Origin of the sequence: Microcystis aeruginosa LEGE 91341 (assembly GCF_015206885.1) — a bacterium.
GTDB classification, from domain to species: Bacteria; Cyanobacteriota; Cyanobacteriia; order Cyanobacteriales; family Microcystaceae; genus Microcystis; species Microcystis aeruginosa_H.
In genome coordinates this window covers 17,538-44,443 of sequence record NZ_JADEXY010000014.1, presented here as the reverse complement: position 1 = coordinate 44,443, position 26,906 = coordinate 17,538, and the positions used below count along the sequence as shown (strand labels likewise).

Genomic DNA, 26,906 nt, shown 5'->3' with positions numbered 1-26,906 from the left:
ATCGGCACCCCCCTTATCAAGGGGGATCCCCCCGCCTATCGGCACCCCCCTTATCAAGGGGGATCCCCCCGCCTATCGGCACCCCCCTTATCAAGGGGGGCAGGGGGGATCGAACCTAAAATCCATTTTTAATTTAATTATAACCAGCTACTTAACTAGATTTTTTTCCTGTGAATAATTGATAACTAGCTGAGGTTGTCGGCGCTAAGAAACAGATGAAAACATTGATAGATTCAGAGTCTAACTATTGACTAATACCTATTCTTGGCGGTGGAATCAAGATTGCTTGACTTTCTTGGCTTCTAATGAGTTGAAACCTTTGTCACTTTACTGATAACCCTCAGACCGACTAACTGTATACTAGGCTATAAGATTTGCTTAAAAATCTTCAGACCATGCCGAACTATTGACAGTACAGCGATCGCCAAATATGAATCAAGGCATAGATTTACAAGAAAGTTTCATTAAATCCCTAACAGACTTGGGATTAAGTGGAGGACTGGCTAAAGCGATTTGGATGCCTTTACCCATGTTCCTGATGATTATAGCCGCCACAGTGGGGGTTTTAGTCTGCGTCTGGTTAGAAAGAAAAATTTCCGCCGCCGTCCAACAGCGTATCGGGCCCGAATACGCAGGGCCCTTAGGCGTTTTACAACCAGTCGCCGACGGTCTGAAATTAGTCTTTAAAGAAGATGTCGTCCCCGCTAAGGCTGACCCTTGGTTATTCCTCTTTGGGCCAATTTTGGTGGTGATGCCGGTGTTTGTCTCCTATCTCATCGTCCCCTTCGGTCAAAATCTGCTGATTACTGACCTAAACGTGGGGATCTTTTTATGGATTTCCTTGTCCAGTATTGCCCCCATTGGCTTATTAATGGCGGGTTATGCCTCAAATAATAAGTATTCCTTACTGGGAGGCCTGCGGGCGGCGGCGCAATCGATTAGTTATGAAATTCCCTTGGCTTTATCGGTATTAGCGATCGCGATGATGTCTAATAGTCTCAGTACCATTGATATTGTCGAACAACAATCCGGTTATGGCATTTTAGGCTGGAATATCTGGCGCCAACCGGTGGGTTTTCTGATTTTCTGGATTGCCGCTTTAGCTGAGTGTGAACGTCTGCCCTTCGATTTACCAGAAGCGGAGGAGGAATTAGTCGCCGGTTATCAAACCGAATACGCAGGGATGAAATTCGCTCTTTTTTATGTGGGTTCCTACGTTAACCTCGTGCTGTCGGCCCTAGTTTTCGCGGTTCTCTATCTTGGCGGTTGGGAATTTCCTATCCCCGTCAATGCTGTGGCCGGCTGGTTGGGAGTGAGTGAAACCAATCCCTGGCTACAAATTATCACCGCTTCCCTAGGGATTACGATGACAGTATTAAAGGCCTATTTCCTCATCTTTATCGCTATTCTCTTGCGTTGGACAGTACCCCGGGTTCGCATTGACCAATTACTCGATTTAGGCTGGAAATTCCTCCTACCGGTATCTTTAGTTAACCTACTACTTACCGCCGCCCTAAAACTAGCTTTTCCCTTTGCTTTTGGCGGTTAATTCCCGTTTTTGCCCTGTTAACTTAATATCCCTCTGACCATCATGTTTAACATCCTCAAACAAGTCAGCGATTACGCTAAAGGTAGCATTCAAGCGGCGAAATACATCGGCGAAGGTTTATCCGTTACCTTCGATCATATGCGTCGTCGTCCGATTACCGTCCAGTATCCCTACGAAAAGTTAATTCCCTCGGAACGTTATCGGGGTAGAATTCACTTTGAGTTCGATAAATGTATCGCTTGTGAAGTTTGTGTGCGAGTTTGTCCGATTAATTTACCCGTAGTGGATTGGACTTTTAACAAGGAAATTAAAAAGAAAGAACTCAAACACTACAGTATCGATTTTGGGGTCTGTATTTTCTGCGGTAATTGTGTGGAATACTGTCCGACTAATTGCCTATCGATGACCGAAGAATACGAACTAGCGACCTATGATCGTCATGAATTAAACTATGATAACGTCGCCCTAGGCCGTTTACCCTACAAAGTCACCCAAGACCCGATGGTAACACCTCTGAGGGAATTAGGTTATCTGCCTAAAGGTGTCATCGAACCCCACGGTTTACCCGCCGGTAGTCAACGCGCCGGTAAACGTCCAGAAGAAATTACTGATTAATTAGCTATCAGCCGTCAGCCGTCAGGAGTTGGAAACTTAACAGTAATAACTGATAACTAATAATTAATAACTCTCAAACATAAAAGGAGATGAAACTACTGTGAATTTAGCCGAGGGCGTTCAAATAGTATCTTTTGGCATTTTAGCCGCCCTAGTAATCGGGACAGCTTTAGGCGTGGTGCTATTATCTAATATCGTTTATTCCGCCTTTTTATTGGGTGGTGTTTTTATCAGCATTTCGGGTTTATATCTCTTACTAAATGCTGATTTTGTAGCGGCGGCACAAATTCTAATTTATGTGGGTGCGATTAACGTTTTAATTCTCTTTGCTATTATGCTTGTTAACAAGCAAGAGGACTTTTCTGATATTCCTAAACGTTGGATCCGTCAGGCATCTACTGCTTTAGTTTGTGTGGGTTTATTTGTGCTGTTATCGACCATGGTTTTAATCACACCTTGGTCAATTTCTAGCACTTCTCCCGCAGTAGTAACTAATACTTTAGTAGAAATCGGTAAGCATTTCTTTAGTGATTTCCTGCTACCCTTTGAATTAGCTTCCGTGTTATTATTAATGGCCATGGTCGGAGCAATTATTTTAGCTCGTCGTGACCTTATCCCCACCCTAAAAGCTGAAGAACCTACGGCCACAGCTTTAACATTACCCGAACGACCTAGAGAATTAACCGCCCCTAAATAAGACCAAAGAAAGAGGTATCATGCAGATTCAGTTAGAGTATTATTTGTTATTAGCGGCGGCTTTATTTTGTATCGGAATTTATGGTTTAGTCACCAGTCGCAATGCCGTCCGGGTTTTAATGTCGATCGAATTGATGCTCAATTCTGTTAACATTAACTTAATGGGTTTTTCCAACTATCTTGACCCCGCTAATATCCGAGGCCAAATTTTTACTATTTTCGTGATTACCGTAGCGGCAGCCGAGGCAGCCGTGGGTTTAGCGATTATCCTGACTATCTATCGTAACCGCGACACGATCGATATGGAACAGTTTAATCTGCTCAAATGGTAAGCTTTTAAATATTTACCCCCCCTCTCTCCCTTTTCTGGGGAGAGTTTTTTTTGGCCAATTTTCCCTGTTAACGGGGATAAATCTCGGTGACAACTCGATCGGGGGAACTACTGGTAACAACAATGTTATTATCTTCTAAAGTGCCGATCGCTTTATCGCCGGTGAGATTAAATTTTGGTTCCTGTTGTTCATAGATAATATTCCCCTCGGCCTCGACAATTTTTTCCGACATTTTCCAAGTTAAAATCTGACTATACAATTGCGCCCCAGTTTTCTGATTAATCCCCTTAACCCCATCCTTGAGATAAGCGATGCGATTGCCTAATTCCACCACCACACGATTACCAGTAATAGTGATTTGATCTTGATATTGAAAAATTTCCGTGGGGCGATCAGACGTTAGGGTACGATTTTGATAGTTCCAAATTGCCTGAGAACCAGAAATCTGTAAAGGTGGTTCTAAAGAGCGATATTCGAGGTTTTCTTGCAGGATAACCTGATTATTTTTTCTTTCCCAACGACCGCCGATAGCAGTAAGGCGATCGATAATAGTTTTACTAATATAGCGATCAAAAGCGACTTTTTGATCGGTACTAATGACCTGTTGCGGAATTTCCCAGTACAGGCGCTCGGTTTGCAGGACAACACGAGATTCCTTGGCGGTAGCCACCACTTGACCTTGTAATTCTAGTTTTTCTTGGCGCGTGTCGTAGCGTCCTTGGCGGGCCTTAGCTTCTAGTTGTAGATGACTACCTTTGATCCCTTTGGGGGAGATTAAAACACCTTCCTTGGGTAGCCAACGCAATTCCGGCGCGTTAATAATGGCCTTATTGCGGGGGTCCACAGCCACAATATTATCTTTGAGGAGAATTTCCTGGCCTTCCTTATAGACTTCACCGCGGTCAGCACTAACCTGTAAAACTACTTTCCCATCTTGATAGATATTACCCTTGATATTTTCCAGACGGGCGATTTTTTGGTCTTGGGTGTAGGTAGCTTTTTTGACTTGAATTTTCCAGAGGGGTTGTCCGGAGGGGTTAGCCTGTTCTAAGGTGGCATTATTGAGAATTAAGCGGCCAGTTTCCTCGATTTTAGGCGATTCTGTCGGCGAAATTTTCGGCGGATCCGGCGGTTGACAGGCCGTTAATCCCAGCAAACCGATTAGGAGGGCAGCCTCGCGCCCAATTGATAGTTTTAATTGTAACCGCTGCCTCAATTTCGATCGCTCCGCTGCTATTTTATTAGGGGTCGAGAATAGAGTCGCCTCCATCCCCTCCCATCCAGAACCGTACATGAGACTTTTACCTCATACGGCTCCTCGTTTGACTGTTCCCTTGTTAAGGATACAGCCTGACATTCATTGGCTGTCTACATATCATTGTAGTTGACTCAAGGTCAAGTTAACTACGGATGATTCTAGGCTTCCATTGGCTGCCGTTTGTTCACTGAAGACCTGACTAGGCAATTATTTCAGGCATTTCAGCCTTATTTGATGCCTAAACGTTTCGCACATCTTTAGTTATTTTATCTTGACCAAATTTCAATAGCCAGATCAGCTAGATAATTAGCTCGCTTTTCAATTTCTTCCTTATTCCAGACATTTTTGTCATAAAAGTATTTGTTCAAAGAAACATTACTGTCTTTCAACAAACTAACTTTATCTAAAAACTGTTTATTAGATAAGCCTGAATTGTCGGCCGTCAAAGTCAGATTACCTAAAGTATGTAGCCAAGTTTTATGTATTTGTTCGTGATTATCACCAAGCATATCTTGCCAGTGCGCTGTTAATTTCTGGGGCATTATATGCTCTATTGTCAGGTTCTTAGTATCAACCATCTCTTTGGTCATGCGGCGTTCTATGGTTTCCAGAATAAGCTTAACTCTATCATTTGTTTTGGCATTTTTACTATAGATGTCTTTTTTGATTAGTCCTTCACGAAATTCATCGTCTGATGGCCATGACTTTTCTCCTTGATAATCTCTCAGAACTTTTTTGAGATTAAACAGTTTATTATTAGAGTTAGTTTCTTTTTTTATGTCTTTATATAAATTTTCAAAAATTTTCCCTAAAATTCTTGTAGATTTATTAACAAAGGATCGTCGAACAAAGTATGATTCTAAACAATCAACAATTTGAAGGAAATCCTGAATAGATAAATGCTTGTCTTGAAAATCTTTATAGATATTGAGAAGAAAAATATGACAAGTACCAAAATCTAGGCGATTTAATCGAATAAACCGATCTTTTAGTTCGTCTTTGTTTTCACTTTCTTGGGGAAAAACAAGACACTGATAATATTCAGCAAAGTTAATCAACTCATCTAGTTTATCTTTAATGTTAAAACTATTGTTTTCCGCATTTTTGTCTAGGCGTTTTTTAATTTCTTTATAAACTTCTTTTTGACTAATTGATTCACCGTCTTTGCGAAGATAGCACCAAAAAGAGTCAGTCAATGATTTAGCATAGTCTTCCTCTTTTTTTATTGGCTCTGTGGTAGCTAGTCTTTTAAAAGATGCTTCAAGAGGTTGCCACTTTTGTTTGTATATATCTTCTCGTTGTTCACTAGGTAACTTCATAAAAACATAGTTGCGGACTAAATCTGCTTGGGTAAGTTCTTGTCCTTTTGTATTGAGACTTTCAAAAATAAGATAAGGATTTTCTTCGCTATCAGAAGTAATATTGACTAAAATTAAACGCTCTAAAAGAATATTTTTGAAGAGTTTATGTTCTCCCTCTGCAAAATTCTTCTTTTTAAGACGTTCCTTAAAGTATTGATATGCCTTATATATTTTTTTGTTATCAAATTCTCTGCTATTTTGGTTTTTGATGATACTTTTGTAAGCTTCACGATCACCTTGAGTTGGCAAGATTTTATAAAAATCATCATCTTTTTTAAACTTATTTATCAGATAGTATTCATATAATTCTTCCGCCAACTCTGTATGGTTTTTCTCTTGTAAATAATTTCGCAAAGCCGCTATGATGATGGCAAGAGTAGTAAGACGTTGTTGTCCATCTATTACGACATACGGAGATATACCTTCGGCTGTTCCAGGAATTGACTGGGTGACAATAGAACCAAGAAAATGAGGTTCTTGCTCCTTATCATAGAGACTCATTAGATCTTCCCATAAAGTCTGCCATTTTTGCTTGTCCCAAGAATAAGGTCTTTGAAATAGAGGGATTTGAAATTGTTTAGTACCTTCAAGTAAATTACGAAGACTGGTTTCTGATGCTTTCATGATTTGATTTGCTCCTGTAATCGTTTTGTCTTTGGTAAAAGTGGCAAAAATTGTCTCAATTTGATTAGCCCATAAACGCCGAGCTTAGGGAACCGTCCGAAACCTTCCACGGCGAACTAAGGAAATCAACTAACTAAATAAAATCGCCCAGTTAACGGGAGAATGACCCCCACCGAGGCGGTTTATCCTCCTTCAAGGTGACATCTTTCACCCAGTTTAACTGATTTTCAATACTCCAATGCCCCTGAATTGGCTTCAAAAAGGCTTCCGCAGACAATCTTTCACTACTGATGAAATAAGTCTTCTCCTCAAAGTTCTTTCCCTCCCGTTTGCCTTGACGTTTCACTAGGACAAAGCTTTGTCAACCTTTCCATCCTGCTCATGGTTATATACTGAAACGATGCTGACTCACATCTTGCTCGCAAGTCTGTCCACCTTTTACCGTACACTTAATACTTTTTGCCCCAGTTGCCAGGATGGTCTGGTATTTGCTTTACTCGCTAGTTTTGCTGGGAAAAACCCCCGGTTGAACGGTGAGAGTTTGTTGTTTACCCCTGCGGTTAATCTCGATTTCCAGACTACCACCGATCGCACTGGTTTCCACACCTTGCTGCACATCCGAAGCGGTTTTAACGGGATTTCCTGCCACAGTTTCGATGATATCACCCGGTTGCATTCCGGCTTTTTGAGCGGGGGAATTTTCCACCACTCGCAGGACGATTACCCCTTCATTTTGGTCAATATTAAAGTTTAATTCTTTAGTTTCGTTCAATTGCTGCCGTAATTCTGGGGTTAGCGTCACCATGTGGATACCGATGTAGGGATGTTCCGCTTTACCCTTACTAGATAGCTGTCCCGCCACTTTTTGGGCGGTTTCGATGGGAATAGCAAACCCTAAACCCTGAGCATCGGCCCGAATTGCCGTATTAATACCGATAACTTCCCCCTTGGCGTTTAGCAACGGGCCGCCGGAATTGCCGGGGTTAATAGCGGCATCGGTTTGGATAAAACGAACCCGTTTATCGGGAACCCCCACTTCGCTGCTAGTGCGTCCTAGGGCGCTAATAATGCCCACTGTCACCGTATTATCCAGGCCTAGGGGATTGCCAATTGCGATCGCCCACTCCCCGGGGATTAAAGTTTCGGCCTTGCCAAAAGTCACCGTCGGTAAATTTTCCGCCTCAATTTTCACCAAGGCCACATCGGTCATATTGTCAACCCCCAGAACTTTACCCTGATAGATTTGACCGTTTTTCAAAGTCACTTTTACTTGGGTTGTCCCTTCCACCACATGGGCATTAGTTAAAAGTAGTCCATCTGTACTAATAATAAACCCAGAACCGGTTCCCCGTTCTAAATGCTCTTTGGGAATTGGCACTTCATTACCAAAAAAGCGCCGAAAAAAGGGCTGTTTAAATTCTTCGGGAATTTGGTCGGCCACTTCCCGGGCCGAGTCAATCCGCACCACCGCTGGCCCGACTTTCTGCACGGCCTGGGCGATAAAATTAACATTACCGTCGGTTTGGGGAATAACAGGGAGAGAGAGGGAAGCGGGGAGAATTGCCGGCGATTTATTTACCTCTAGGGGTGCTTTTCTGCTTAAATACTGATTTCCTAGCACACCCACAGTACCGCCTAGGGCGAGTAATCCCAGTGAAATCCCCAATCTTGTCAATAAACCCATAAGCTCTAGCCCTAAAATGTCGTGTGCGGTAGAATCGGCCCCAAACTTACCTATATTATAGGCTGTCTTTTTTGTCGGTAGGAAAGAATCAATGGGAACTTACCCCGTTTACCGGTCTTCTTTTAGCGGTAAAATCACGAAACAGCTATAAGAATCTCAGTTCATGCAATTGTTTGATCGCATCCGTTTAGGGATAGCCGTAGCGGTGGCTAAAACCGTTACTGCTGTGGTTAAAGGACTCCGTTTAGGGGCTGCCAGCGTCTTGCCGGGGGAAATTGCCCGTCGTCTCCATCCCCGTTTGTTGCCGCTACTTTGTGGGCAAGTCCGACGGGGGGTAATCTTGGTGGTTGGCACGAATGGAAAAACTACCACTTCCCTACTGCTAAGAACTATTCTAGAGCGTCAAGGGGCAAAAGTCACCCATAATACCACTGGGGCGAATTTAATTAATGGTTTAATCACTGCTTTATTAGCCGATGCTAATTTATTCGGCACTTTAAAGGCTGATTATGCCATTTTAGAAGTGGATGAAAATATTCTCCCTTTGGTTTTAAAAGATTGTCGTCCTCGCGCTATTTTAGCTCTTAATTTGTTTCGCGATCAACTCGATCGCTATGGGGAAGTGGATACGATTAGTCGTCGTTGGCAAGGAGCCATATCTCCCCTACCCACCAATACTTTAGTGATTCTCAATGCTGATGATCCGACTCTTTCCCATTTGGGTCAACAACTGCCCCAAAGAGTTGTATATTTTGGCTTAAGTGAGCCAGAATTATATTTAGAAGAAATTCCCCACGCTGTCGATTCTATTTACTGTCCTAAATGTGGTGCTTCTTTGGATTATCGCGGAGTTTATCTCTCCCATTTAGGGGATTTTAGTTGTCCTAGCTGCGGCTTTAAAAAGAGTAGTCCTGCTTTCCATAGTCACGATTGGCCGCAGATTTTAATCGGTGTTTATAATAAATATAATACTTTAGCGGCGGGTTTAGTAGCCCAAGAATTAGGGATTAAAGATCGAGAAATTTTTGAGACAGTTCAGGGTTTTAAAGCAGCTTTTGGTCGAGCGGAAGAATTAGAAATTGAGGGTAAAAAAGTTAGGATTTTACTGTCTAAAAATCCCGTGGGTATGAATGAAACAATTCGCGCAGTGGCTGATATTTTACAGAAAGAAAGGTCTTCGACTACTCTCTTAGTTCTCAATGATCGCATCCCCGACGGTACGGATGTTTCTTGGATTTGGGATGTGGATACAGAAAAATTAACCCGTTTGGGAACAACTTTAGTAGTAACGGGCGATCGACTTTATGACATGGCTTTGCGCTTACAATATAGTCAGGATAGTCTCGCTTATCCCGTTAATTTAATTGTTGAATCTGATCTAAAAAAAGCGCTCCAAATTGCCCTTAATAACACCAAAAATGAGGAAACTTTACATATTTTACCCACCTATTCTGCTATGTTAGAAGTACGAGAGATTCTCACAGGTAGAAAGATTTTGTAGAAATAAAAGGGGTAGAGAAGCGCAAGAGTATATTAGCTTTTTTTGTGAGATGCTTACACGCAGTTGTTCATATATTTGTAATAATTTTTGATTTATACAAACTTGCGGTGCAGCCTGTCTCCTATCCCCTATTCCCTAATTCCCTAATCCCCTAAAAAATTATGCAAGAACTAGAACTAAAAATCGGCTGGTTATATCCGACCTTAATGAGTACCTATGGCGATCGAGGTAATGTTATTACTATCCAAAGAAGATGTCAATGGCGTGATATTTCTGTGACAATTATTCCCCTAGATGCTCAAACAGAAGCCGAGACATTTTATCAAGTAGATATAATTGTTGGGGGTGGAGCGCAGGATCGGCAACAGGAGATCGTTATGCGGGATTTACAGGGTAGAAAAGCAGCGGCAATGAAAGAACAATTATCGGCAGGAATACCGGGGGTTTTTACCTGTGGTTCCCCACAATTATTAGGCCATTATTACGAACCAGCTTTCGGTCAAAGAATCGAAGGATTAGGATTATTAGACCTAGTAAGTAAACATCCTGGACCCAATGCAAAACGCTGTATCGGTAACGTGGTTTTTGAAATTACGGCCTCTCCCTTAGCCGAGGAAATTAAAGCTATGACCGGGGAAAAACCGCTAGTAATTGGCTTTGAAAATCACGGGGGTCGTACCTATTTACAGACCGTTTCTCCCCTAGGAAAGGTGATTACCGGTTACGGAAATAACGGAGAGGACGGTTATGAAGGAGCATTTTACCACAATGCGATCGCTACCTATGCTCACGGTCCCCTACTACCCAAAAATCCCTTTTTAGCCGATTGGTTAATCCAAAAAGCTTTAGAACAAAAGTATCAAAAACCGATTTTTTTAACAAAACTTGATGATTCTCTGGCCCTGAAAGCACGATTTGCCATGTTTGAACGACTAGAACTAACCGGCGTGACCAATAAAGCCTAAACTGGTCATATACACTTATGGCAGGAGATAGTCAAACTAGCCATTAAGAATTTTAATTGTGGCAGCTTATGAAATTATGACTGGAAAAATTATCGATCGTCAGACGACGGGGTTTCTCGTCCTCATCATTCCCCTAGCGGTGTTAATCATCCTTCTTTTTACCGCTTGGCCATTGATCCTACTTGTCTTCCTCTTAACTCTGGCAGTCAAGGTGTGGCAAGACTATCGCTGGTCAAAATTATCGACGGTGATTAACCCCTATTTCAATCAACTTTTACAGGACAATCAAGGTTGTCTCACCCCGATTGACCTATCGGCAAAAGCCAATCTCACGGCCAAATTAGCCAGACAATTTTTAGACAGAAAAGCTGAGGAATTTGGAGCGCAAAAAAAAGCTGTAGGCGATAAAGGTATGGCCTATTACTTTATCACCGCCAGTACCTTGGGTAGTATTTTTGATGAGAGTGACCCCTCTTTAGAAGAAATAGAGGAAAAACAAATTCCTGCGATTACTGCCTCGAGATCTCCCCTGACCAATTTAGAGCAATCCCAGGAGGCTAAATCCTCTCTGATTGTCGCCGAAAAAAGCGAAAATTCTGTCTCGGAGGTTCCTGTTATTTCCTCCTCCCAATCTCTGACTAATTTAGGTAAATTATTTGAGGAAAAAGAGGAAGAAAATACTGCAGCAATCTCTGTTCAAGAAACGGTAATTCAAGAACCGGAGGAGATAATTAATCCTAGTTTAAACAGTTCTGCCAGTTCTTTATCCCAATCAGAATCAGAAGTTAGGGAAGAATCACTAACCTCTGTATCTGAAACCATCTCATCGATGAGTTTGGCGGATTTGGCTAAACGTTTAGGAGTTACCCCGGCCGTTTTGGGTAGAAACAAGAAAAATAAATCCGAAACAGAATTTGCCGATTGGAGTCGCATCAGAGATCCCGATGGTATTGCTTGGAAATTTGACGCAAAAAACTCCCTATTTTTGGCCAACTGATAGATAAATTTGTTTGGTTTTCTAGACAGGCTCCCTGCCTGTCTTTTTTGGCTCTAGAATTAAAGGGGGATCGACACCCCCCTTATCAAGGGGGGATTAAGGGGGGATCAAAGGAACGGTAATTCCCGATAACATCAGTGATTGAGTTTGCTGCTTTCATCCCCAAATAGTTGTGCTAGAATGGCGAAAAATTCTCGCAATTGATAATTATGTTAGCCGAATTAGCCGCCGCCGAAATCGCTAAAATCGCCTTTGAAGCTGTTATCGGTAAATTAACGGAAGGAGCAATGGATAAAGGTGTAGAATTGTGGCAAAAAATTAAGCAAAAGTTACAAAAGGAACCAGCCGCAGTCAAGGTTTTAGCGGCAGCCGAACAAACTAAATCCGAGGCGATGATTGAACAGCAAGTGGTTCCTTTTTTACAGGTAGAAATGCTCAAAGACCCCAATTTTGCCCAAGAAATCCAAACCCTAGCACAACAAATTATGACAATTAATCAGAATCAAACAGAAACGAAAACTCAAATCGGTACGCAAATTAACAAAGATATTAAACAACAATTGAACATTCAAGAAGTTAAGGGGAATTTAAATCTAGGAATCCCTCCTGAATGACTGGCGGATCTGCCCGCAAAAGCAGACGCAATAGAAAATAATCGCAGTAGTCAAAGGAGTATTTTCAAGGGAGGAAATGCTCGAAAACGTCTCGCCTATTGGCAGGGAAGGAAGGAGGAAATCACCCAAATTAAGCAGTGGTTTAATGATCAAAATGTTGCGATGATTGGCATCAAAGGAGTTGGAGGAATTGGCAAATCTACCCTAGCCAGTAAAATTTTTGAGGAGGAAATTCCCCTCGATCCTTCCCTAGGGGACGATGAAGATTTATTCCCAAAACGCTTTTGGTGGGAAGCGGGAAATCTGGGGGGATTTAGTGGTTTAGCTCGCCAACTTCTGACGGAATTTGGTTATCCTGTCCCCGAAAAAGAAATAGATTTACAGGAAGCTTTAATCAGACAACTGCAACGCCATCGCCACCTAATTATTATCGATAATCTAGAGAGTTTATTAGGGGAAGATGGTTCTTGGAATAATGAATTTTATCAGCAGTTTTTCACTGCTTGGATAGAAAAAGGTGACACTAGCAAAATTATAGTCACCACCAGAGAAAAGCCAAAACCTATGGGTTTTAACCGTTGGATTGAGCTAAAAGGCTTGAAACCACCTGAAGGGGCGCAATTGTTAGCAGAATCGCAAATAACAGGGGATCTAGAGAACTTTTCTCGACGGGTGGATGGTCATCCATTACTCCTGCGATTGGTGGCGGATTTAATCTTAGCAGAATTTCCGCAAAACCCCAGTTTAGAAAGGTTAGCGGATTTAGGATTAGGAAATTTATCGCAACTTTTGAGCGATCCGCAGGTGGTGGGGAGCCATCGTCAAGAGACAGTGGGAATTGCTTTAGTTTTAGATGCTAGTTTTCAGCGACTTAGCCAAAGACAGCAGGAATTATTCACTAAAACCAGCATTTATCGCCGAGAATTTGATTCTCCAGCAGCTAAAGCGGTGATGGATAATTACCCGGAGATCGAACTATCCGAGATCACGGCAGATCTGCGAGAATTGCAACGACGATCATTATTAGAAGAAAAAGAGGAAAATCGCCAGCGAATTTTTAGTTTTCAGCCTTTAGTTTGGGAATATGCACAATACAAAGCCGGCGATCAAAGGGAATTACACCAAAAAGCGATCGCCTATTATCTTTCTATTGCTCAACCCGACTCCTGGGAAATCCTCAACGATGTGCAACCTTACCTAGAAATTTTCTATCATCACTATCAGTTAACCGAGTACGACAATGCTTTTGATATTCTCCGTGCTATCGATGATTTTCTCACCCGACGGGGTTATTATCAAACCCTAGCGGATTATTACCTTGAATTAGTCACTGTTTACCAACAACAGGAGGAGCAAACCAACTGGAATTATGCCGCATCCTACAATAATTTAGGCAATGTTTACGATTCCCTAGGAGAATACCAAAAAGCGATCGAGTTTCATCAACAGTCCTTAGCAATCAAACGGGAAATCGGTGATCGGTGGGGTGAAGCGGCATCCTACAATAATTTAGGCAATGTTTACTATTCCCTAGGAAAATACCAAAAAGCGATCGAGTTTCATCAACAGTCCTTAGCAATCGATCGGGAAATCGGTGATCGGGAGGGTGAAGCGAAATCCTACGGTAATTTAGGCAATGTTTACTATTCCCTAGGAGAATACCAAAAAGCGATCGAGTTTTATCAACAGTCCTTAGCAATCCTTCGGGAAATCGGTGATCGGGGGGGTGAAGCGAAATCCTACATGGGTTTAGGCAATGTTTACTATTCCCTAGGAGAATACCAAAAAGCGATCGAGTTTCATCAACAGTCCTTAGCAATCGATCGGGAAATCGGTGATCGGGAGGGTGAAGCGAAATCCTACATAGGTTTAGGCAATGTTTACAATTCCCTAGGAGAATACCAAAAAGCGATCGAGTTTTATCAACAGTCCTTAGCAATCCTTCGGGAAATCGGTGATCGGGGGGGTGAAGCGAAATCCTACATGGGTTTAGGCAATGTTTACTATTCCCTAGGAGAATACCAAAAAGCGATCGAGTTTCATCAACAGTCCTTAGCAATCACACGGGAAATCGGTGATCGGGAGGTTGAAGCGAAATCCTACAATAATTTAGGCAATGTTTACTATTCCCTAGGAGAATACCAAAAAGCGATCGAGTTTTATCAACAGTCCTTAGCAATCAAACGGGAAATCGGTGATCGGGGGGGTGAAGCGTATTCCTACATGGGTTTAGGCAATGTTTACTATTCCCTAGGAGAATACCAAAAAGCGATCGAGTTTCATCAACAGTCCTTAGCAATCACACGGGAAATCGGTGATCGGGGGGGTGAAGCGGCATCCTACAATAATTTAGGCACTGTTTACTATTCCCTAGGAGAATACCAAAAAGCGATCGAGTTTTATCAACAGTCCTTAGCAATCCTTCGGGAAATCGGTGATCGGGGGGGTGAAGCGAAATCCTACAATAATTTAGGCAATGTTTACAATTACCTAGGAGAATACCAAAAAGCGATCGAGTTTCATCAACAGTCCTTAGCAATCACACGGGAAATCGGTGATCGGGAGGGTGAAGCGAAATCCTACAATAATTTAGGCAATGTTTACTATTCCCTAGGAGAATACCAAAAAGCGATCGAGTTTCATCAACAGTCTTTAGCAATCAAACGGGAAATCGGCGATCGGGGGGGTGAAGCGAATGCTTGGTTTAATCTGGGACTTACCTACTATAAACTCAAACGTATATCGGAAGCGAAAGAAGCATATCTTCAGTCGCGGGAATTATCTCAAGCATTGGGGTTAGCAGCGGATGTTCAAGATTGCGATGATAAAATTCGGCAATTAGAAACCCGAAAATATCCCTTAATCGTTGCTTTCTTTCTGGGGGTGATTAAGTTTCCTTTAGTTTTAATTGGGGGGATAATAGTGGCATTGTGGCGATTGTTAAAAAGATGGTTGAGGAAAGCATAATTAGGGGTAGGATGGGTTAGGAATCCCTTATTTTTAACCTGAGTTTCACATCTGCTAATTTCCCCTCATAACTACCCTAAAGTGAGAAATTATAGTAATATTTCTAAGGATTACCAGAAAAGAAAGAGCGCCACGCTGCTGTTCCGATCGCTCCTCCTAAAAGAATAATCAACGTCCAAACTTGATTTTTTTGGGTTCCTTCCACCTTTTCTAGTCTTCTATCCATCCCATCGACTTTCTCAGTTAGTTTTGCTTGTCCTACTTCTAGCTTAGTTAGCCGTTCATCGATTTTATCAAATTTCTGGTTAAAATCCTTCTGGAGGCTATCAAATTTCTGATTAACATCCTTTTGTAGGCTATCAAATTTCTGGTTAAAATCCTTCTGTAGGCTATCAAATTTCTGGTTAACATCCTGTTGAAAGGTATCGATTTTTTGGTTGACTTCCTTGATGCTGTCTTTAATTTCCTTGAGGACAGATTCAAGACTATAAGTAACAGTTTCGTTAGACATTGTGGTAACATCCCTGGGAGTAATGATAGTACAATAATTTTATTTTAATCCTAAATCTGGTTATTAAAAACCGATTACCTATTGCCTAGAATTTAGTCTTATGCTAATATTTCTAAGGATTGCCAGAAAAAAAGGATCGCCACGCTGCCGTTCCGATCGCTCCTCCTAAAAGAATAATTAACGTCCAAACTTGATTTTTTTGGGTTCCTTCCACCTTTTCTAGTCTTCTATCCATTCCATCAACTTTCTCAGTTAGTTTTGCTTGTCCTACTTCTAGCTTAGTTAACCGTTCGTCGATCTTATCAAATTTCTGGTTAAAATCCTTCTGTAGGCTATCAAATTTCTGGTTAAGATCCTTCTGTAGGCTATCAAATTTCTGGTTAAAATCCTGTTGTAAGGTATCGATTTTTTGGTTAACTTCCTTCTGTAGGCTGTCAAATTTATGGTTAACATCCTGTTGCAAGGTATCGATTTTTTGGGTGACATCTCTTTGTAAGGTATCGATTTTTTGGTTAACTTCCTTGATGCTGTCTTTAATTTCCTTGAGGACAGATTCAAGACTATAAGTAACGGTTTCGTTAGACATTGTGGTAACATCCCTGGGAGTAATGATAGTATAACAATTTTATTTTAATCCTAAATCTGGTTATTAAAGACTGATTATTTATTCTCCGTATAATACTAAATCTGGTTATTAAAAACTGATTATTTATTTCTCCTTTTGCCTTTTGCATGAGTAGAAAACGGGTTTCTCCGAGAAACCCGTTTTCTGTGCGTTACTCAACGGATTTAGTATGAGCCGTGCTTTTACGATCAATCATAAACAAAACCCCCCACCAAATGGCGGGGGGTTTTTTAGTTACCTAATTTAAGGTTTAGCCGAACTTGCCAGCAGTGGAAGCGATCAAGAAGGCGGCGTAGGTGAAGATATAGCCAACGGTGAAGTGAGCTAAACCAACCAAACGAGCCTGAACGATCGAGAGAGCCACGGGTTTGTCTTTCCAACGAACGAGGTTCGCTAGAGGAGTACGTTCGTGGGCCCAAACGATAGTTTCGATCAACTCTTGCCAGTAACCACGCCAAGAGATCAGGAACATGAAACCGGTTGCCCAAACGAGGTGTCCAAAGAGGAACATCCAGGCCCAGACAGAAAGGTTATTAACACCGTAGGGGTTGTAACCGTTGATTAACTGAGCCGAGTTAGCCCAGAGGTAATCGCGGAACCAGCCCATCAGGTAGGTGGAGTTTTCGTTAAACTGAGCCACGTTACCCGACCAGACACCGAGGTGTTTCCAGTGCCAGTAGAAGGTTAACCAACCCAGGGTGTTCAACATCCAGAACATGGCTAGGTAGAAGGAATCCCAAGCAGAGATGTCGCAAGTACCGCCACGGCCGGGACCGTCGCAAGGGAAGGAATACCCGAAGTCTTTTTTATCGGGCATTAATTTGGAACCACGAGCGTCTAAAGCACCTTTAACCAGGATTAGAACGGTGGTGTGTAAACCAAGAGCGATCGCATGGTGAACGAGGAAGTCGCCAGGACCGATGGTTAAGAATAGGGAGTTAGTGCCGCTATTGATTGCGTCTAGCCAACCGGGTAACCAAACATCACCGTAGTTGGGATAGGCGGTGTAAGCGATACTATCGGGGTTAGACAACAGTACGTTCATGCCGTACAGGGTTTTACCCGAAGCTGCTTGCACGAATTGAGCAAACACAGGTTCGATCAAGATTTGTTTTTCGGGAGTACCGAAAGCGACGACCACATCGTTATGAACGTAGAGGCCGAGGGTGTGGAAACCTAAGAAAAGGGAAACCCAGCTTAGGTGAGAGATGATCGCTTCTTTATGCTCCAGCATCCGCGCCAGCACGTTATCTTTGTTCGCTTCGGGATCATAGTCACGCACGAAGAAGATAGCACCGTGAGCGAAAGCACCCACCGCTAGGAAACCAGCGATGTATTGGTGGTGGGTATAAAGAGCCGCTTGGGTGGTGTAGTCCTTAGCGATAAAGGCATAAGGGGGCAGCGCGTACATATGCTGCGCCACCAGAGAGGTGATCACGCCTAAAGAAGCGAGAGCCAAACCGAGTTGGAAGTGGAGAGAGTTGTTAACCGTGTCATAAAGATTTTTGTGACCGGCTCCTAACTTACCACTGGGGGGTCTGTGTGCATTGAGGATGTCCTTGATGCTGTGACCGATGCCCCAGTTGGTGCGGTACATATGACCAGCCACAATGAAGATCACAGCGATCGCCAAGTGGTGGTGAGCCATATCGGTTAACCAGAGGGACTCGGTTTGGGGATGGAAACCACCTAAGAAGGTGAGAATCGCAGTTCCCGCGCCTTGGGCAGTACCGAAAATGTGGTTAGCAGTATCGGGGTTTTCTGCATACACACCCCAGTTACCGGTGAAGAAGGGTAGTAAACCCGCCGGGTGAGGGGGAGTGGAGAGGAAGTTGTCCCAACCAACGTGCTGACCGCGGGATTCGGGGATAGCAACGTGAACCAGGTGTCCGGTCCAAGCCAGAGAGCTAACACCGAACAGAGCGGCGAGGTGGTGGTTCAGGCGAGATTCAGCGTTTTTGAACCAAGCGAGGCTAGGACGGAACTTAGGTTGTAAGTGTAACCAGCCAGCAAAGAGGAAAATCGCCGAGAGAATCAGCAGGAACACCGCACCTTGGTATAGGTCTTGGTTGGAGGTCATACCGATGGTGTAGAACCAGTGGTAAACCCCGGAATAGGCGATGTTAACCGGATTAGAAGCACCAGCTTGAGTGAAGGCATCTACAGCACCTTTACCGAACTGGGGATCCCAAATCGCATGGGCGATGGGACGGATATTTAAGGGATCTTTGATCCACTGCTCGAAGTTACCTTGCCAAGCGACGTGGAATATAGTGCCGGAAGTCCACAGGAAAATGATTGCAATGTGGCCGAAGTGCGACGCGAAAATCTTTTGGTAGAGATTCTCTTCCGTCATGCCATCATGACTTTCAAAATCGTGGGCTGTGGCGATCCCGTACCAAATCCGACGGGTGGTCGGATCTTGGGCTAGATCTTGGCTAAATTTAGGGAATTTAGTTGCCATAGCTGTTTAGGAAATTCTCCTCTCTAAATAACTGAGGCTCTTACACGAGTGCTGGTTATTTCCTTTTTTCAATTCACCTTCTGTAATAGGAAACGCTTACAGAGGTATCGGTCAATCGACGCCTGTTGAGCCTAGGCTTGCCAATCTACGGGGGACTGGCAAGCCCTTATAGGCAAGTTTAGCCAATCGAGAGACTTCTGGCCAAGAAGAATGCCCAAGTGGTGACAATACCGCCTAAGAGGTAGTGAGCCACACCAACGGCACGACCTTGAATGATGCTCAGGGCGCGAGGTTGGATAGCGGGGGCAACTCTTAACTTGTTGTGCGCCCAGACGATCGACTCGATTAATTCTTGCCAGTAGCCGCGACCACTGAACAGGAACATCAAGCTAAACGCGAAGACGAAGTGACCGGCTAGGAACATGATTCCGTAGGCGGACAGGGCAGAGCCATAGGAATTAATGACTTGAGCTGCTTGCGCCCAGAGGAAATCGCGTAACCAACCGTTGATGGTGATGGCACTTTGGGCGAAGTTACCAAGGGTAACGTGGGTTACAGTACCATCGGGGGCGACGGTTCCCCAGACATCGGACTGCATTTTCCAGCTAAAGTGGAAGATTACAATCGAGAGGGAGTTGTACATCCAGAACAGGCCGAGGAAGACGTGATCCCAACCGGAAACTTGGCAGGTACCGCCGCGACCGGGACCATCGCAGGGGAAACGGAAACCGAGATTCGCTTTATCGGGAATCAGACGGGAACCGCGAGCGTAGAGAACCCCTTTGAGGAGAATCAACACGGTGACATGGATGGTGAAAGCGTGGATGTGATGCACGAGGAAATCGGCAGTACCGAGAGTAATCGGCATCATGGCCACTTTGCCACCCACTGCTACCACGTCGCCACCGAAAGCATAACTAGCGGTAGTGAGAGCGTTAGGAGCGGTGTTGCCGGGGGCCAGGGTGTGGAGACTTTGTACCCATTGGGCAAAGATGGGTTGTAGTTGAATTCCCGTATCCGAGAACATATCTTGGGGACGACCAAAAGCCCGCATGGTGTCGTTGTGAATGTATAAACCGAAGCTATGGAAGCCGAGGAAAATACATACCCAGTTCAGGTGGGAGATAATTGCGTCGCGATGACGGATCACCCGATCGAGCAGGTTATCCACGTTTTTGGCTGGATCGTAGTCCCGCACCATGAAGATCGCTCCGTGCGCTCCCGCACCGACGATTAAGAAGCCACCGATCCAAGTGTGGTGAGTGAACAAGGATAGTTGGGTGGCGTAGTCAGTCGCCTGATAGGGATAGGGCGGCATGGCGTACATATGGTGGGCCACGATGATGGTTAGCGAACCTAAGAGAGCAAGGTTAATCGCTAACTGAGCGTGCCAAGAGGTGGTCAGGATTTCGTACAGTCCTTTGTGACCTTGACCGGTGAAGGGACCTTTGTGGTTTTCGAGGATTTCCTTCATGCTGTGACCGATGCCCCAGTTGGTACGGTACATATGACCAGCAATGATGAATAATACAGCGATCGCCAAGTGATGGTGAGCGGTATCGGAAAGCCAGAGACCACCGGTCACGGGGTTCAGGCCACCTTTGAAGGTGAGGAAATCCGAGTAAGCACCCCAGTTAAGGGTAAAGAACGGGGTCAAACCCTGGGCGAAACTGGGATATAAATCCGCCATCTTGCTCGGTTCGAGGATGAACTCGTGGGGCAAGGGGATATCTTGGGGAGCAATTCCCGCATCGAGGAGTTTGTTTACCGGTAAAGAAACGTGAATCTGATGACCGGCCCAACCTAGGGAACCTAAGCCGAGTAAACCCGCCAAGTGGTGGTTCATCATCGATTCCACGTTTTGGAACCATTCCAGTTTCGGTGCGCTTTTGTGGTAATGGAACCAACCGGCAAACAGCATCAGGCCCGCCATAACTAAACCACCGATAGCGGTGCAGTATAGCTGATAGCTGTTGGTGAACCCAGAAGCCCGCCAGAGGTAGAACAGACCAGAGGTGATCTGAATACCGTGGAAACCGCCGCCCACATCGCCGTTGAGGATGCCTTGACCGACGATCGGCCAGACCACTTGGGCGCTGGGTTTGATGGCAAGCGGGTTGGTTAACCAAGCTTCATAGTTAGAAAATTTCGCGCCGTGGAAGTACATTCCACTTAGCCAAACGAAGACAACGGCGAGATGTCCGAAGTGGGCGCTGAAGATTTTCCGGGAAATATCTTCGAGATCGCTGGTTTGACTATCAAAATCGTGGACGTTGGCGTGTAGGTTCCAAATCCAGGTAGTGGTTTTGGGCCCTTTGGCTAAAGTGCGATCAAAATGCCCCGGTTGACCCCACTTCTCAAAGGAAGTAGGTACTGGGTCTTTATCTACAATCACTTTAGCTACCGCCTCTTTGGGGGGGAGTGCCATGAGGATTCTCCTCTCTCGACAATAGACTTAGCGTTTTATTTGAGGATAGATTTTTTAACCTAAAAAAGGCAAGTTGAAATCTGACCCACCTTTTGTTAATGTCGCTTGACTTTCCTCTTGGGTGAGATTCCAGTCGAAAGCATCAATAGTAGATGATAAGTCTTTGTTCTCTTGTCTGTTCGTTATGCTTAACAATAATTAAAATTCTCTCAATCCTTGATAGGAGAGACATTTTCTGCTATGGGCGGTCTTAGTCAGGGTCAGACCGGTGATTTTTCTTTACAAAAGTTTATTAATTGTCGCCCCGGAAGCCAATTTCCCCCTTTTCTCCCCCACCAGACCATATAGAAAATTCAATAGATAGATTCTCAAAAAACAATCAAACAATTCTGTAAAATTGAGGCCATAACCTGATCTTCTCGCGCTTTTGCTGACACCAGAGCATTCAATGACTCTAGCAAAAACCAATGGTTTGTATAGATTTTGGCCTTGGCTCTAGGAGGAACGTGCTATCCCTACTACATAAATTAATCCCAGTCAAAACCCTTCACATATGTCTTGTGATCGGTTTACTGACCACTCTGTTAACCGCCTGTGGCGATCGCTTGACGGCTACCAATCTCCCCACTTCGGAAACCTCTAATCTTCCCGTCGTCCAAGGCCGCATTTCTGAGGTTGCCCCCCCGGCCCTAATTCAGGAACTGCGCCCCAGTTTAGAGCGTTACGCTCCCCAAGTAACGATTCTCAGTCCTCTGGCCGAACAAGTTTTCGATGACACTCAGGTGATAGTTAAACTACAAGTGTCAGATCTGCCAATTTTCCAAGACGATACCCTGAAATTAGGACCCCACTTGAGTCTAATTGTCGATAATGAACCAGCAGCAGCTATTTACGACCTCAAGCAACCGATTATCCTAGAAAATCTTGCCCCCGGTACTCATACCCTCCGCGTCTTGGCCCTGCGTCCTTGGCAGGAAAGTTTTAAAAATGATGGGGCATTTGCTGAAACAACCTTTCATATTCTGACAAAAACAGGCAAAAATGCCCCTGATCATAACTTACCCCTGTTAACCTACAGTAGTCCGCAAGGAATCTACGGTGCGGAACCGATCCTGCTCGATTTTTATCTGAGTAATGCTCCTCTACGTCTGTCCAATACTGCCAACGAGGATAATAATCTTCAAGATTGGCGCATTCGTGTCACTGTCAACGGTGAAAGTTTTTTGCTTGATACTTGGGAACCAATCTATCTCAAGGGTTTTGACAAGGGCAATAACTGGGTACAATTAGAATTCATCGATGGTAAGGGAAATAAAATCGAAAACGAGTTTAATACCAGCGTGCGCGTGATTAGCTTTGATCCCTCTTACCAAGACAGTCTTGGTCAATTAGTCCGCGGCGATTTATCCCCTACAATTGCCCGTAGCATTGTTGATCCCAACTATCAAACTATTCCAAGTCCACAGGAAGAAACCCCTGTAGTTGAAGAAACCCCTGTTATTGAGGAAACCCCTGTAGTTAAAGAAACCCCTGTTATTGAGGAAACCCCTGTAGTTGAAGCAGAAAAAACTCCTATAGTTGAGGAAACCGCTGTTATTGAGGAAGAAGAAACCTCTATAGTTGAGGAAACCGCTGTTATTGAGGAAGAAGAAACCTCTATAGTTGAGGAAAACCCTGTTATTGAGCCAGAAAGCCCAATAGTTGAGGAAAGCCCTGTTATTGAGCCAGAAAGCCCAATAGTTGAGGAAAAACCAGTAGAGACAGAAACAGTCGAAGAGATAGAGGAAACCCCTGAAGCGATCGAATCTCCCGTAACCACCATACCAGAGACAGAGGAGATTAACGAACCTGCCCCCAGTATTCAGCCTCCGCTAGAAGTAGAACCTATTCCCGAACCCCAGAACAATAGCGAGCAAAAAATCACCATTTTTGATCGCGTTCAACAAACCTTAAACCGCTTCCAGTTGGCCTCTTCCCCAGCAGAAAAAGATATCGAACTACCCACCCTCGATCCTCAATTATTCAGCAATGTCGAGCGGTCTTAGAGCCTAGCTTAATCCAGTTTTCAGGGGAAGTGGGGAGGTGGGGAGTGGGAGAATGGGGGAATTTCAACTAACACCCTAAAACCCCAACACCCTAAAACCCCAACCTCCAACCGCTTGATCGAGAAATTATTAAACAAATATTTCGCAATATAGACAAAATCAGGAACTAAGTTATAATCTAAAACGTCTATAGACAATTTACTAACTTTTTGCTTGAGGTAATTGTGTTTAACAAAATTTCCCTTGTCGCTGGTTTTGCTGGTTTAGTTGCCCTAACTACCGTTGGCACCGTACCCGCACAAGCAGGACCACAAAATAACGAAATCTTGATCAGTCAACTGCGCGGCCATAACACCTACAGAGGTGAGCCACAACTTAACCCTGGTGACTATGTACTGGGTCGCGTCCGGGGAACCGTAGGTGGGATTCTGTTCGTCCAATTGATCAGACCTGTGACAGTGGATGGCAAAGAAATTTTCAGTGGCGACTTTACCGACGGAACCACCGCTCGTATTGTTGGGGATGCCACGGGTGGTGACGATGTACTATTGCAAGTGGTAGATGGCAAATTAGTTTATGTGGGTAAAGCTCGTCCCTATTGGGTTTCCCGCTTGAAACTAAAATCAGAAATCGCCGTCAGTGCCACTCGCTCGCAACTTTTAAGAGAAGTTAACCAAAAAGAACCCGCTTGGGGACTTCCCGCTTTACCCCCGGAAACCAGAACCTTTACTGAAGTTGCTCCTCAACCCGCTCCTGAGCCTAGTGTATCTCCTATCCGCGGACTTTGGTAGTGGGAAGACATCAGCAGAAAATGTCTTGTCCTTAGACTGAGAAGCTGAAAAATCCTCTCAAGGCTTGATATAAATGTACTAAATCTCCTCCTCTTTTTCCAATAGAAGGGGGGGTCTTTTTTAGTCAAAAATTGAGAAATAATTGTATTTCAGCCCAGATTCTCGTTAAAACATCGGTAAGGTCATGATCGCTATTTAATTCGATTAACTGTACCCAAGGACGAAAAAAAGCATAATAGCGACTATTTTCTGGGGGAATTACCCCATCGTTACTGCCATGAATAATCAGGGTGGGGAGCTGCCTGATTAACTTTTCTTGGGGATAATTGGCTAAGTCCTCGATAAACTTGTAATCAATTGGCAGAGAACGACGATAACCGTGGTGATAAACCGATAAACTCCCAGATTTTTGCCAATTGGCTAGGGTTTCTGCTCCCAATTGTCCTAACCAAATCGGCCCGAAATTAAAAGCGGGAGCTAATAAAACGAACCTTTGCACCTGAAAATAAGTTTCTGCCAGCCAAGCTGCCGTTAAACCGCCAAAACTGGAACCAATCAGAGTAACAGGAAGCTGAGATTGTTCAATCAATTGGCCGACTTGAACAATCTGACGAGTGAGAGTTAAGCTAGAAAAGTCATCACCGTTAAGATCGGGAATTTCCATCGCTAAACCCTTCTTTTGCCAACAATGTCTCAAAAATTGCGCTTTTGTTGATTGGGGGCCAGAAGCAAAACCGTGTAGATAAATATATCTGTTCTCAAGGACTGCCATTCTAGAACCAATTAGATTTCTTCGTCTTGCTCTTTGGTGGCACTGGGAGAAGAATTATAAATGGCATCCAACTGTTGACGAGCATCTTCGACAGTGAGAGAACGAATCACTAACAGAGGTTCATTAATCGGTTGTCCGGCCTCGTCCAAAAGTTCCGGATGGGAAGTCATGGGATAACCGTAGGGATTATAGGAATTAGCCGATTTAGCAGGACGTTTCTGGGAATCCATGCTGACAGTAATCAGACTCCGAATTAAATTATTAATGGTCAAAAAAGCGATAACTGTGAAGGCGAGGATATAGAGCAGATGTAACATTGGCCGAGTCTCCCATGAATTATGTGTGAATATTCCTAATTGCCAAAACTTTATGCTAAAAATTCGCTCAACTCTCTAGCTTACCAAAAAAGTTTCAGGTTAAGCGTCAGTTTGAGGAGATTGATATTCTCCCCAACCCTGTAATCGACGACGACGACTGCTGACCCCCCAACACTCTGCCACCAGCTGGTGCCAAGGCAACAACATCTTAGCCTCGATACCCACCTGACCACCTGTGGTTTTAAAGAGTAAATGAGCCGTGGCCACCTCCTGTTGGGCGTTTTTGACTCTTGCTAATAAATCGTTTTGTTCCTCGAGGCTGAGAAAGGATAATCTCTCGGATTCGAGGAGGAGACAGGAACGGGAAAACCAATAGGTGAAATCCTCTAGTAGAGGTTCCAAGATGGTTTTCAGTAGTTCGTTTTCGGTGGGTTGCGAAGGAAACATTACTCTTATAATGACGATTTTGCTTACCTTAATCTTAGCGTCATTTATATTTCTTAACATTGTGACGGGAAAATTTTAAGATTTGCCCCGGCTGTAGGCGGCACTAAAGAAGTCCTGTTCACAACTAAGGGCATAACGATAGGATACAGAGATATTTTCCGTCATCAGGGCGTATTTATCGGCTAATTCCTCTAACTGGGTTGCTAAAGCGGCGAATTCATCCCCACTATAACTATCAATCCAAGCTTGATAGGGATTCTCAGGAATCGGCTCTAAGGCTAATTGTTGACCCAGATAAGCATAAAGACGCATACAGGGACTCATCGCCACGGCAATCGCACCGATGTCACCCATCCAAGCGGTAGCGAGAAGAAAATCCGTATAGCGACGGGTGGCATTAGCGGGCTGAACCTTTCTCAGGTCAACTCCCCACTGTAAAGCATAATTTTCATGTAATTCTAACTCCTTTAATACCCCCGCCGCCAACCGATGAAAGCTAGTAAATCCCTGCCAATCGGGAGCTTTAGCGGCGGCGATACTGTAAGCACGGGTGAAAGATTCCAGAAAAAAAGCATCTTGACCGACATAAAAAGCGAAACAGTCCCGTTTAAGCTCTCCTGTGGCGATACCTCGCACAAAAGGGTGTTCTAGACAAGCTTGCACTAGATCTTGATGGCCCTGCCAAAGTTGCTGACTAAGCATGGGAAAATACTAATTAGGTGGACGTGGGAATTATGAATTATGAATTATGAATTATAGTCATTTCAATTAAGATTGAGAATATCAATCCCAGAGTTCATAAGGGTTTTGTCGGTTTAGACTGTATCAGACTTATCTGAAATGACTATATACTAAATCCGTTGAGTATAGGCTACATATCAGGAAAGGCACTCAGGCAAGAGGCAAAAGGCAAAGGGTAGAATAAATAATCAGTTTTTAATAACTGGATTTAGTATTATGAATTAGGAAGTGGGGAGTATTTAAGGTTGGTTAACTAGAGTTGGGCATCTCACAGGGTGACAGAGAGCCTGAGTTGTCATCCCTTGATTTCCTTAACCCAAACTGACGTTAAACCTGTTACGATAAATGTAACTGACTAAATTGGAATTAAAAACTATGCGACTTAAGCGATGGGAGTCCCCCCGCCGTCAGGGACGTAACGACAAAGGCAAAGGCGGTTCGGCCCGACAGCGACAACTGAAAAAACAATTTAAAATGTTGTCCAAAAAACTGAAAGGGGGAGAGAGTAACATCTCTCCTCTTTTTTTGTCCCCAGCAATCGCCGCTAAAAAATCTTCCTCTAGGAAACTCTCGCTCTCCTGAAACAGTCCCAGACTTGAGCC

The 26,906-nt window shown here is 43.9% G+C and carries 23 protein-coding genes; 12 read left to right on the top strand and 11 right to left on the bottom strand.

All coding sequences use genetic code 11. The features are described 5' to 3' along the window. The first annotated feature begins 430 nt into the window (after nt 1–430). From nuoH to nuoK, 4 genes are all read left to right on the top strand, one after another. On the top strand, nt 431–1,549 hold the full coding sequence (gene nuoH, locus IQ234_RS04070; RefSeq protein WP_002780019.1) for an NADH-quinone oxidoreductase subunit NuoH: 1,119 nt from the start codon (nt 431–433) through the stop codon (nt 1,547–1,549). Between the two features lie 42 nt (nt 1,550–1,591). Beyond that, nucleotides 1,592–2,164: an NAD(P)H-quinone oxidoreductase subunit I gene (ndhI, locus tag IQ234_RS04065; protein ID WP_193956127.1), complete on the top strand. Its 573-nt coding sequence runs from the start codon at nt 1,592–1,594 to the stop codon at nt 2,162–2,164. Between the two features lie 100 nt (nt 2,165–2,264). Then, entirely contained in the window at nt 2,265–2,861 is a 597-nt protein-coding gene (locus tag IQ234_RS04060) for an NADH-quinone oxidoreductase subunit J (RefSeq protein ID WP_002734810.1), read from the top strand. A gap of 25 nt (nt 2,862–2,886) precedes the next feature. Continuing rightward, a complete protein-coding gene (gene nuoK, locus IQ234_RS04055) occupies nt 2,887–3,192 on the top strand; it encodes an NADH-quinone oxidoreductase subunit NuoK (RefSeq protein ID WP_197533180.1) in 306 nt (101 codons plus the stop codon). Between the two features lie 67 nt (nt 3,193–3,259). Here the strand turns inward: nuoK and lptC are convergent, their stop codons facing one another. The 3 genes from lptC to IQ234_RS04040 all read right to left on the bottom strand — a co-directional run bounded on the left by lptC (nt 3,260) and on the right by IQ234_RS04040 (nt 8,119). Then, the gene (gene lptC, locus IQ234_RS04050) at nt 3,260–4,408 is read right to left on the bottom strand and encodes an LPS export ABC transporter periplasmic protein LptC (RefSeq protein WP_193956131.1); all 1,149 of its coding nucleotides are present in this window, start codon (nt 4,406–4,408) and stop codon (nt 3,260–3,262) included. A 308-nt stretch (nt 4,409–4,716) separates the two neighbouring features. Then, a complete protein-coding gene (locus IQ234_RS04045) occupies nt 4,717–6,435 on the bottom strand; it encodes a DUF262 domain-containing protein (RefSeq protein ID WP_193956126.1) in 1,719 nt (572 codons plus the stop codon). A 493-nt stretch (nt 6,436–6,928) separates the two neighbouring features. Further along, nucleotides 6,929–8,119 (bottom strand): HhoA/HhoB/HtrA family serine endopeptidase, encoded by a 1,191-nt coding sequence (locus IQ234_RS04040; protein WP_193956125.1) that lies wholly within the window; start codon nt 8,117–8,119, stop codon nt 6,929–6,931. A gap of 163 nt (nt 8,120–8,282) precedes the next feature. Here IQ234_RS04040 and IQ234_RS04035 point away from each other — a divergent pair, with 163 nt between their 5' ends. From IQ234_RS04035 to IQ234_RS20955, 5 genes are all read left to right on the top strand, one after another. Further along, nucleotides 8,283–9,620, top strand: coding sequence for a Mur ligase family protein (locus tag IQ234_RS04035; RefSeq protein ID WP_193956124.1), 1,338 nt, complete (start codon nt 8,283–8,285; stop codon nt 9,618–9,620). A 161-nt stretch (nt 9,621–9,781) separates the two neighbouring features. Then, nucleotides 9,782–10,585, top strand: a complete 804-nt coding sequence (locus tag IQ234_RS04030) for a type 1 glutamine amidotransferase (protein WP_193956123.1) — start codon at nt 9,782–9,784, stop codon at nt 10,583–10,585. 76 nt (nt 10,586–10,661) lie between these two features. Continuing rightward, the gene (locus tag IQ234_RS04025; RefSeq protein WP_193956130.1) at nt 10,662–11,582 is read left to right on the top strand and encodes a hypothetical protein; all 921 of its coding nucleotides are present in this window, start codon (nt 10,662–10,664) and stop codon (nt 11,580–11,582) included. 209 nt (nt 11,583–11,791) lie between these two features. Beyond that, on the top strand, nt 11,792–12,196 hold the full coding sequence (locus tag IQ234_RS04020) for a hypothetical protein (protein WP_002765230.1): 405 nt from the start codon (nt 11,792–11,794) through the stop codon (nt 12,194–12,196). Between the two features lie 162 nt (nt 12,197–12,358). Further along, the gene (locus tag IQ234_RS20955; RefSeq protein ID WP_416209668.1) at nt 12,359–15,163 is read left to right on the top strand and encodes a tetratricopeptide repeat protein; all 2,805 of its coding nucleotides are present in this window, start codon (nt 12,359–12,361) and stop codon (nt 15,161–15,163) included. A 103-nt stretch (nt 15,164–15,266) separates the two neighbouring features. On the opposite strand, the gene IQ234_RS04000 is transcribed toward IQ234_RS20955, so the two are convergent. The 4 genes from IQ234_RS04000 to psaA form a co-directional block, all read right to left on the bottom strand. Continuing rightward, complete coding sequence (locus tag IQ234_RS04000) at nt 15,267–15,674, bottom strand: DUF4164 family protein (RefSeq protein ID WP_147073155.1); 408 nt, start codon at nt 15,672–15,674, stop codon at nt 15,267–15,269. A gap of 112 nt (nt 15,675–15,786) precedes the next feature. After that, the gene (locus tag IQ234_RS03995) at nt 15,787–16,260 is read right to left on the bottom strand and encodes a DUF4164 family protein (protein ID WP_193956122.1); all 474 of its coding nucleotides are present in this window, start codon (nt 16,258–16,260) and stop codon (nt 15,787–15,789) included. 289 nt (nt 16,261–16,549) lie between these two features. Then, nucleotides 16,550–18,763, bottom strand: coding sequence for a photosystem I core protein PsaB (gene psaB, locus IQ234_RS03990; protein WP_002757218.1), 2,214 nt, complete (start codon nt 18,761–18,763; stop codon nt 16,550–16,552). A gap of 178 nt (nt 18,764–18,941) precedes the next feature. Continuing rightward, on the bottom strand, nt 18,942–21,191 hold the full coding sequence (psaA, locus tag IQ234_RS03985) for a photosystem I core protein PsaA (protein ID WP_228008366.1): 2,250 nt from the start codon (nt 21,189–21,191) through the stop codon (nt 18,942–18,944). A 467-nt stretch (nt 21,192–21,658) separates the two neighbouring features. On the opposite strand from psaA, the gene IQ234_RS03980 reads away from it, so the two are divergent. Both IQ234_RS03980 and IQ234_RS03975 read left to right on the top strand, forming a co-directional pair. Beyond that, the gene (locus IQ234_RS03980; protein WP_193956121.1) at nt 21,659–23,236 is read left to right on the top strand and encodes a hypothetical protein; all 1,578 of its coding nucleotides are present in this window, start codon (nt 21,659–21,661) and stop codon (nt 23,234–23,236) included. A 224-nt stretch (nt 23,237–23,460) separates the two neighbouring features. After that, entirely contained in the window at nt 23,461–24,027 is a 567-nt protein-coding gene (locus tag IQ234_RS03975; RefSeq protein WP_193956120.1) for a hypothetical protein, read from the top strand. A gap of 124 nt (nt 24,028–24,151) precedes the next feature. Here the strand turns inward: IQ234_RS03975 and IQ234_RS03970 are convergent, their stop codons facing one another. From IQ234_RS03970 to IQ234_RS03955, 4 genes are all read right to left on the bottom strand, one after another. Next, the gene (locus IQ234_RS03970) at nt 24,152–24,799 is read right to left on the bottom strand and encodes a YqiA/YcfP family alpha/beta fold hydrolase (protein WP_193956119.1); all 648 of its coding nucleotides are present in this window, start codon (nt 24,797–24,799) and stop codon (nt 24,152–24,154) included. Between the two features lie 11 nt (nt 24,800–24,810). Further along, nucleotides 24,811–25,116, bottom strand: a complete 306-nt coding sequence (locus IQ234_RS03965; RefSeq protein WP_002732775.1) for a DUF2973 domain-containing protein — start codon at nt 25,114–25,116, stop codon at nt 24,811–24,813. A gap of 99 nt (nt 25,117–25,215) precedes the next feature. Continuing rightward, nucleotides 25,216–25,623: a DUF2605 domain-containing protein gene (locus IQ234_RS03960; protein ID WP_193956118.1), complete on the bottom strand. Its 408-nt coding sequence runs from the start codon at nt 25,621–25,623 to the stop codon at nt 25,216–25,218. 15 nt (nt 25,624–25,638) lie between these two features. Then, a complete protein-coding gene (locus IQ234_RS03955) occupies nt 25,639–26,265 on the bottom strand; it encodes a TenA family protein (protein ID WP_193956117.1) in 627 nt (208 codons plus the stop codon). Nucleotides 26,266–26,679: 414 nt separating this feature from the next. On the opposite strand from IQ234_RS03955, the gene IQ234_RS03950 reads away from it, so the two are divergent. Beyond that, nucleotides 26,680–26,886, top strand: a complete 207-nt coding sequence (locus tag IQ234_RS03950; RefSeq protein ID WP_110578704.1) for a hypothetical protein — start codon at nt 26,680–26,682, stop codon at nt 26,884–26,886. Nucleotides 26,887–26,906 lie beyond the last annotated feature (20 nt).

What these genes read in the sequence shown, in the direction of transcription:
- nuoH (WP_002780019.1), top strand. Translation starts at nt 431, where the DNA reads ATGAATCAAGGCATAGATTTACAAGAAAGTTTCATTAAATCCCTAACA.
- ndhI (WP_193956127.1), top strand. Translation starts at nt 1,592, where the DNA reads ATGTTTAACATCCTCAAACAAGTCAGCGATTACGCTAAAGGTAGCATT.
- IQ234_RS04045 (WP_193956126.1), bottom strand. Translation starts at nt 6,435, where the DNA reads ATGAAAGCATCAGAAACCAGTCTTCGTAATTTACTTGAAGGTACTAAA.
- IQ234_RS04040 (WP_193956125.1), bottom strand. Translation starts at nt 8,119, where the DNA reads ATGGGTTTATTGACAAGATTGGGGATTTCACTGGGATTACTCGCCCTA.
- IQ234_RS04035 (WP_193956124.1), top strand. Translation starts at nt 8,283, where the DNA reads ATGCAATTGTTTGATCGCATCCGTTTAGGGATAGCCGTAGCGGTGGCT.
- IQ234_RS04030 (WP_193956123.1), top strand. Translation starts at nt 9,782, where the DNA reads ATGCAAGAACTAGAACTAAAAATCGGCTGGTTATATCCGACCTTAATG.
- IQ234_RS04025 (WP_193956130.1), top strand. Translation starts at nt 10,662, where the DNA reads ATGACTGGAAAAATTATCGATCGTCAGACGACGGGGTTTCTCGTCCTC.
- IQ234_RS04020 (WP_002765230.1), top strand. Translation starts at nt 11,792, where the DNA reads ATGTTAGCCGAATTAGCCGCCGCCGAAATCGCTAAAATCGCCTTTGAA.
- IQ234_RS20955 (WP_416209668.1), top strand. Translation starts at nt 12,359, where the DNA reads ATGATTGGCATCAAAGGAGTTGGAGGAATTGGCAAATCTACCCTAGCC.
- IQ234_RS04000 (WP_147073155.1), bottom strand. Translation starts at nt 15,674, where the DNA reads ATGTCTAACGAAACTGTTACTTATAGTCTTGAATCTGTCCTCAAGGAA.
- IQ234_RS03995 (WP_193956122.1), bottom strand. Translation starts at nt 16,260, where the DNA reads ATGTCTAACGAAACCGTTACTTATAGTCTTGAATCTGTCCTCAAGGAA.
- psaB (WP_002757218.1), bottom strand. Translation starts at nt 18,763, where the DNA reads ATGGCAACTAAATTCCCTAAATTTAGCCAAGATCTAGCCCAAGATCCG.
- psaA (WP_228008366.1), bottom strand. Translation starts at nt 21,191, where the DNA reads ATGGCACTCCCCCCCAAAGAGGCGGTAGCTAAAGTGATTGTAGATAAA.
- IQ234_RS03980 (WP_193956121.1), top strand. Translation starts at nt 21,659, where the DNA reads ATGGTTTGTATAGATTTTGGCCTTGGCTCTAGGAGGAACGTGCTATCC.
- IQ234_RS03970 (WP_193956119.1), bottom strand. Translation starts at nt 24,799, where the DNA reads ATGGCAGTCCTTGAGAACAGATATATTTATCTACACGGTTTTGCTTCT.
- IQ234_RS03965 (WP_002732775.1), bottom strand. Translation starts at nt 25,116, where the DNA reads ATGTTACATCTGCTCTATATCCTCGCCTTCACAGTTATCGCTTTTTTG.
- IQ234_RS03960 (WP_193956118.1), bottom strand. Translation starts at nt 25,623, where the DNA reads ATGTTAAGAAATATAAATGACGCTAAGATTAAGGTAAGCAAAATCGTC.
- IQ234_RS03955 (WP_193956117.1), bottom strand. Translation starts at nt 26,265, where the DNA reads ATGCTTAGTCAGCAACTTTGGCAGGGCCATCAAGATCTAGTGCAAGCT.
- IQ234_RS03950 (WP_110578704.1), top strand. Translation starts at nt 26,680, where the DNA reads ATGCGACTTAAGCGATGGGAGTCCCCCCGCCGTCAGGGACGTAACGAC.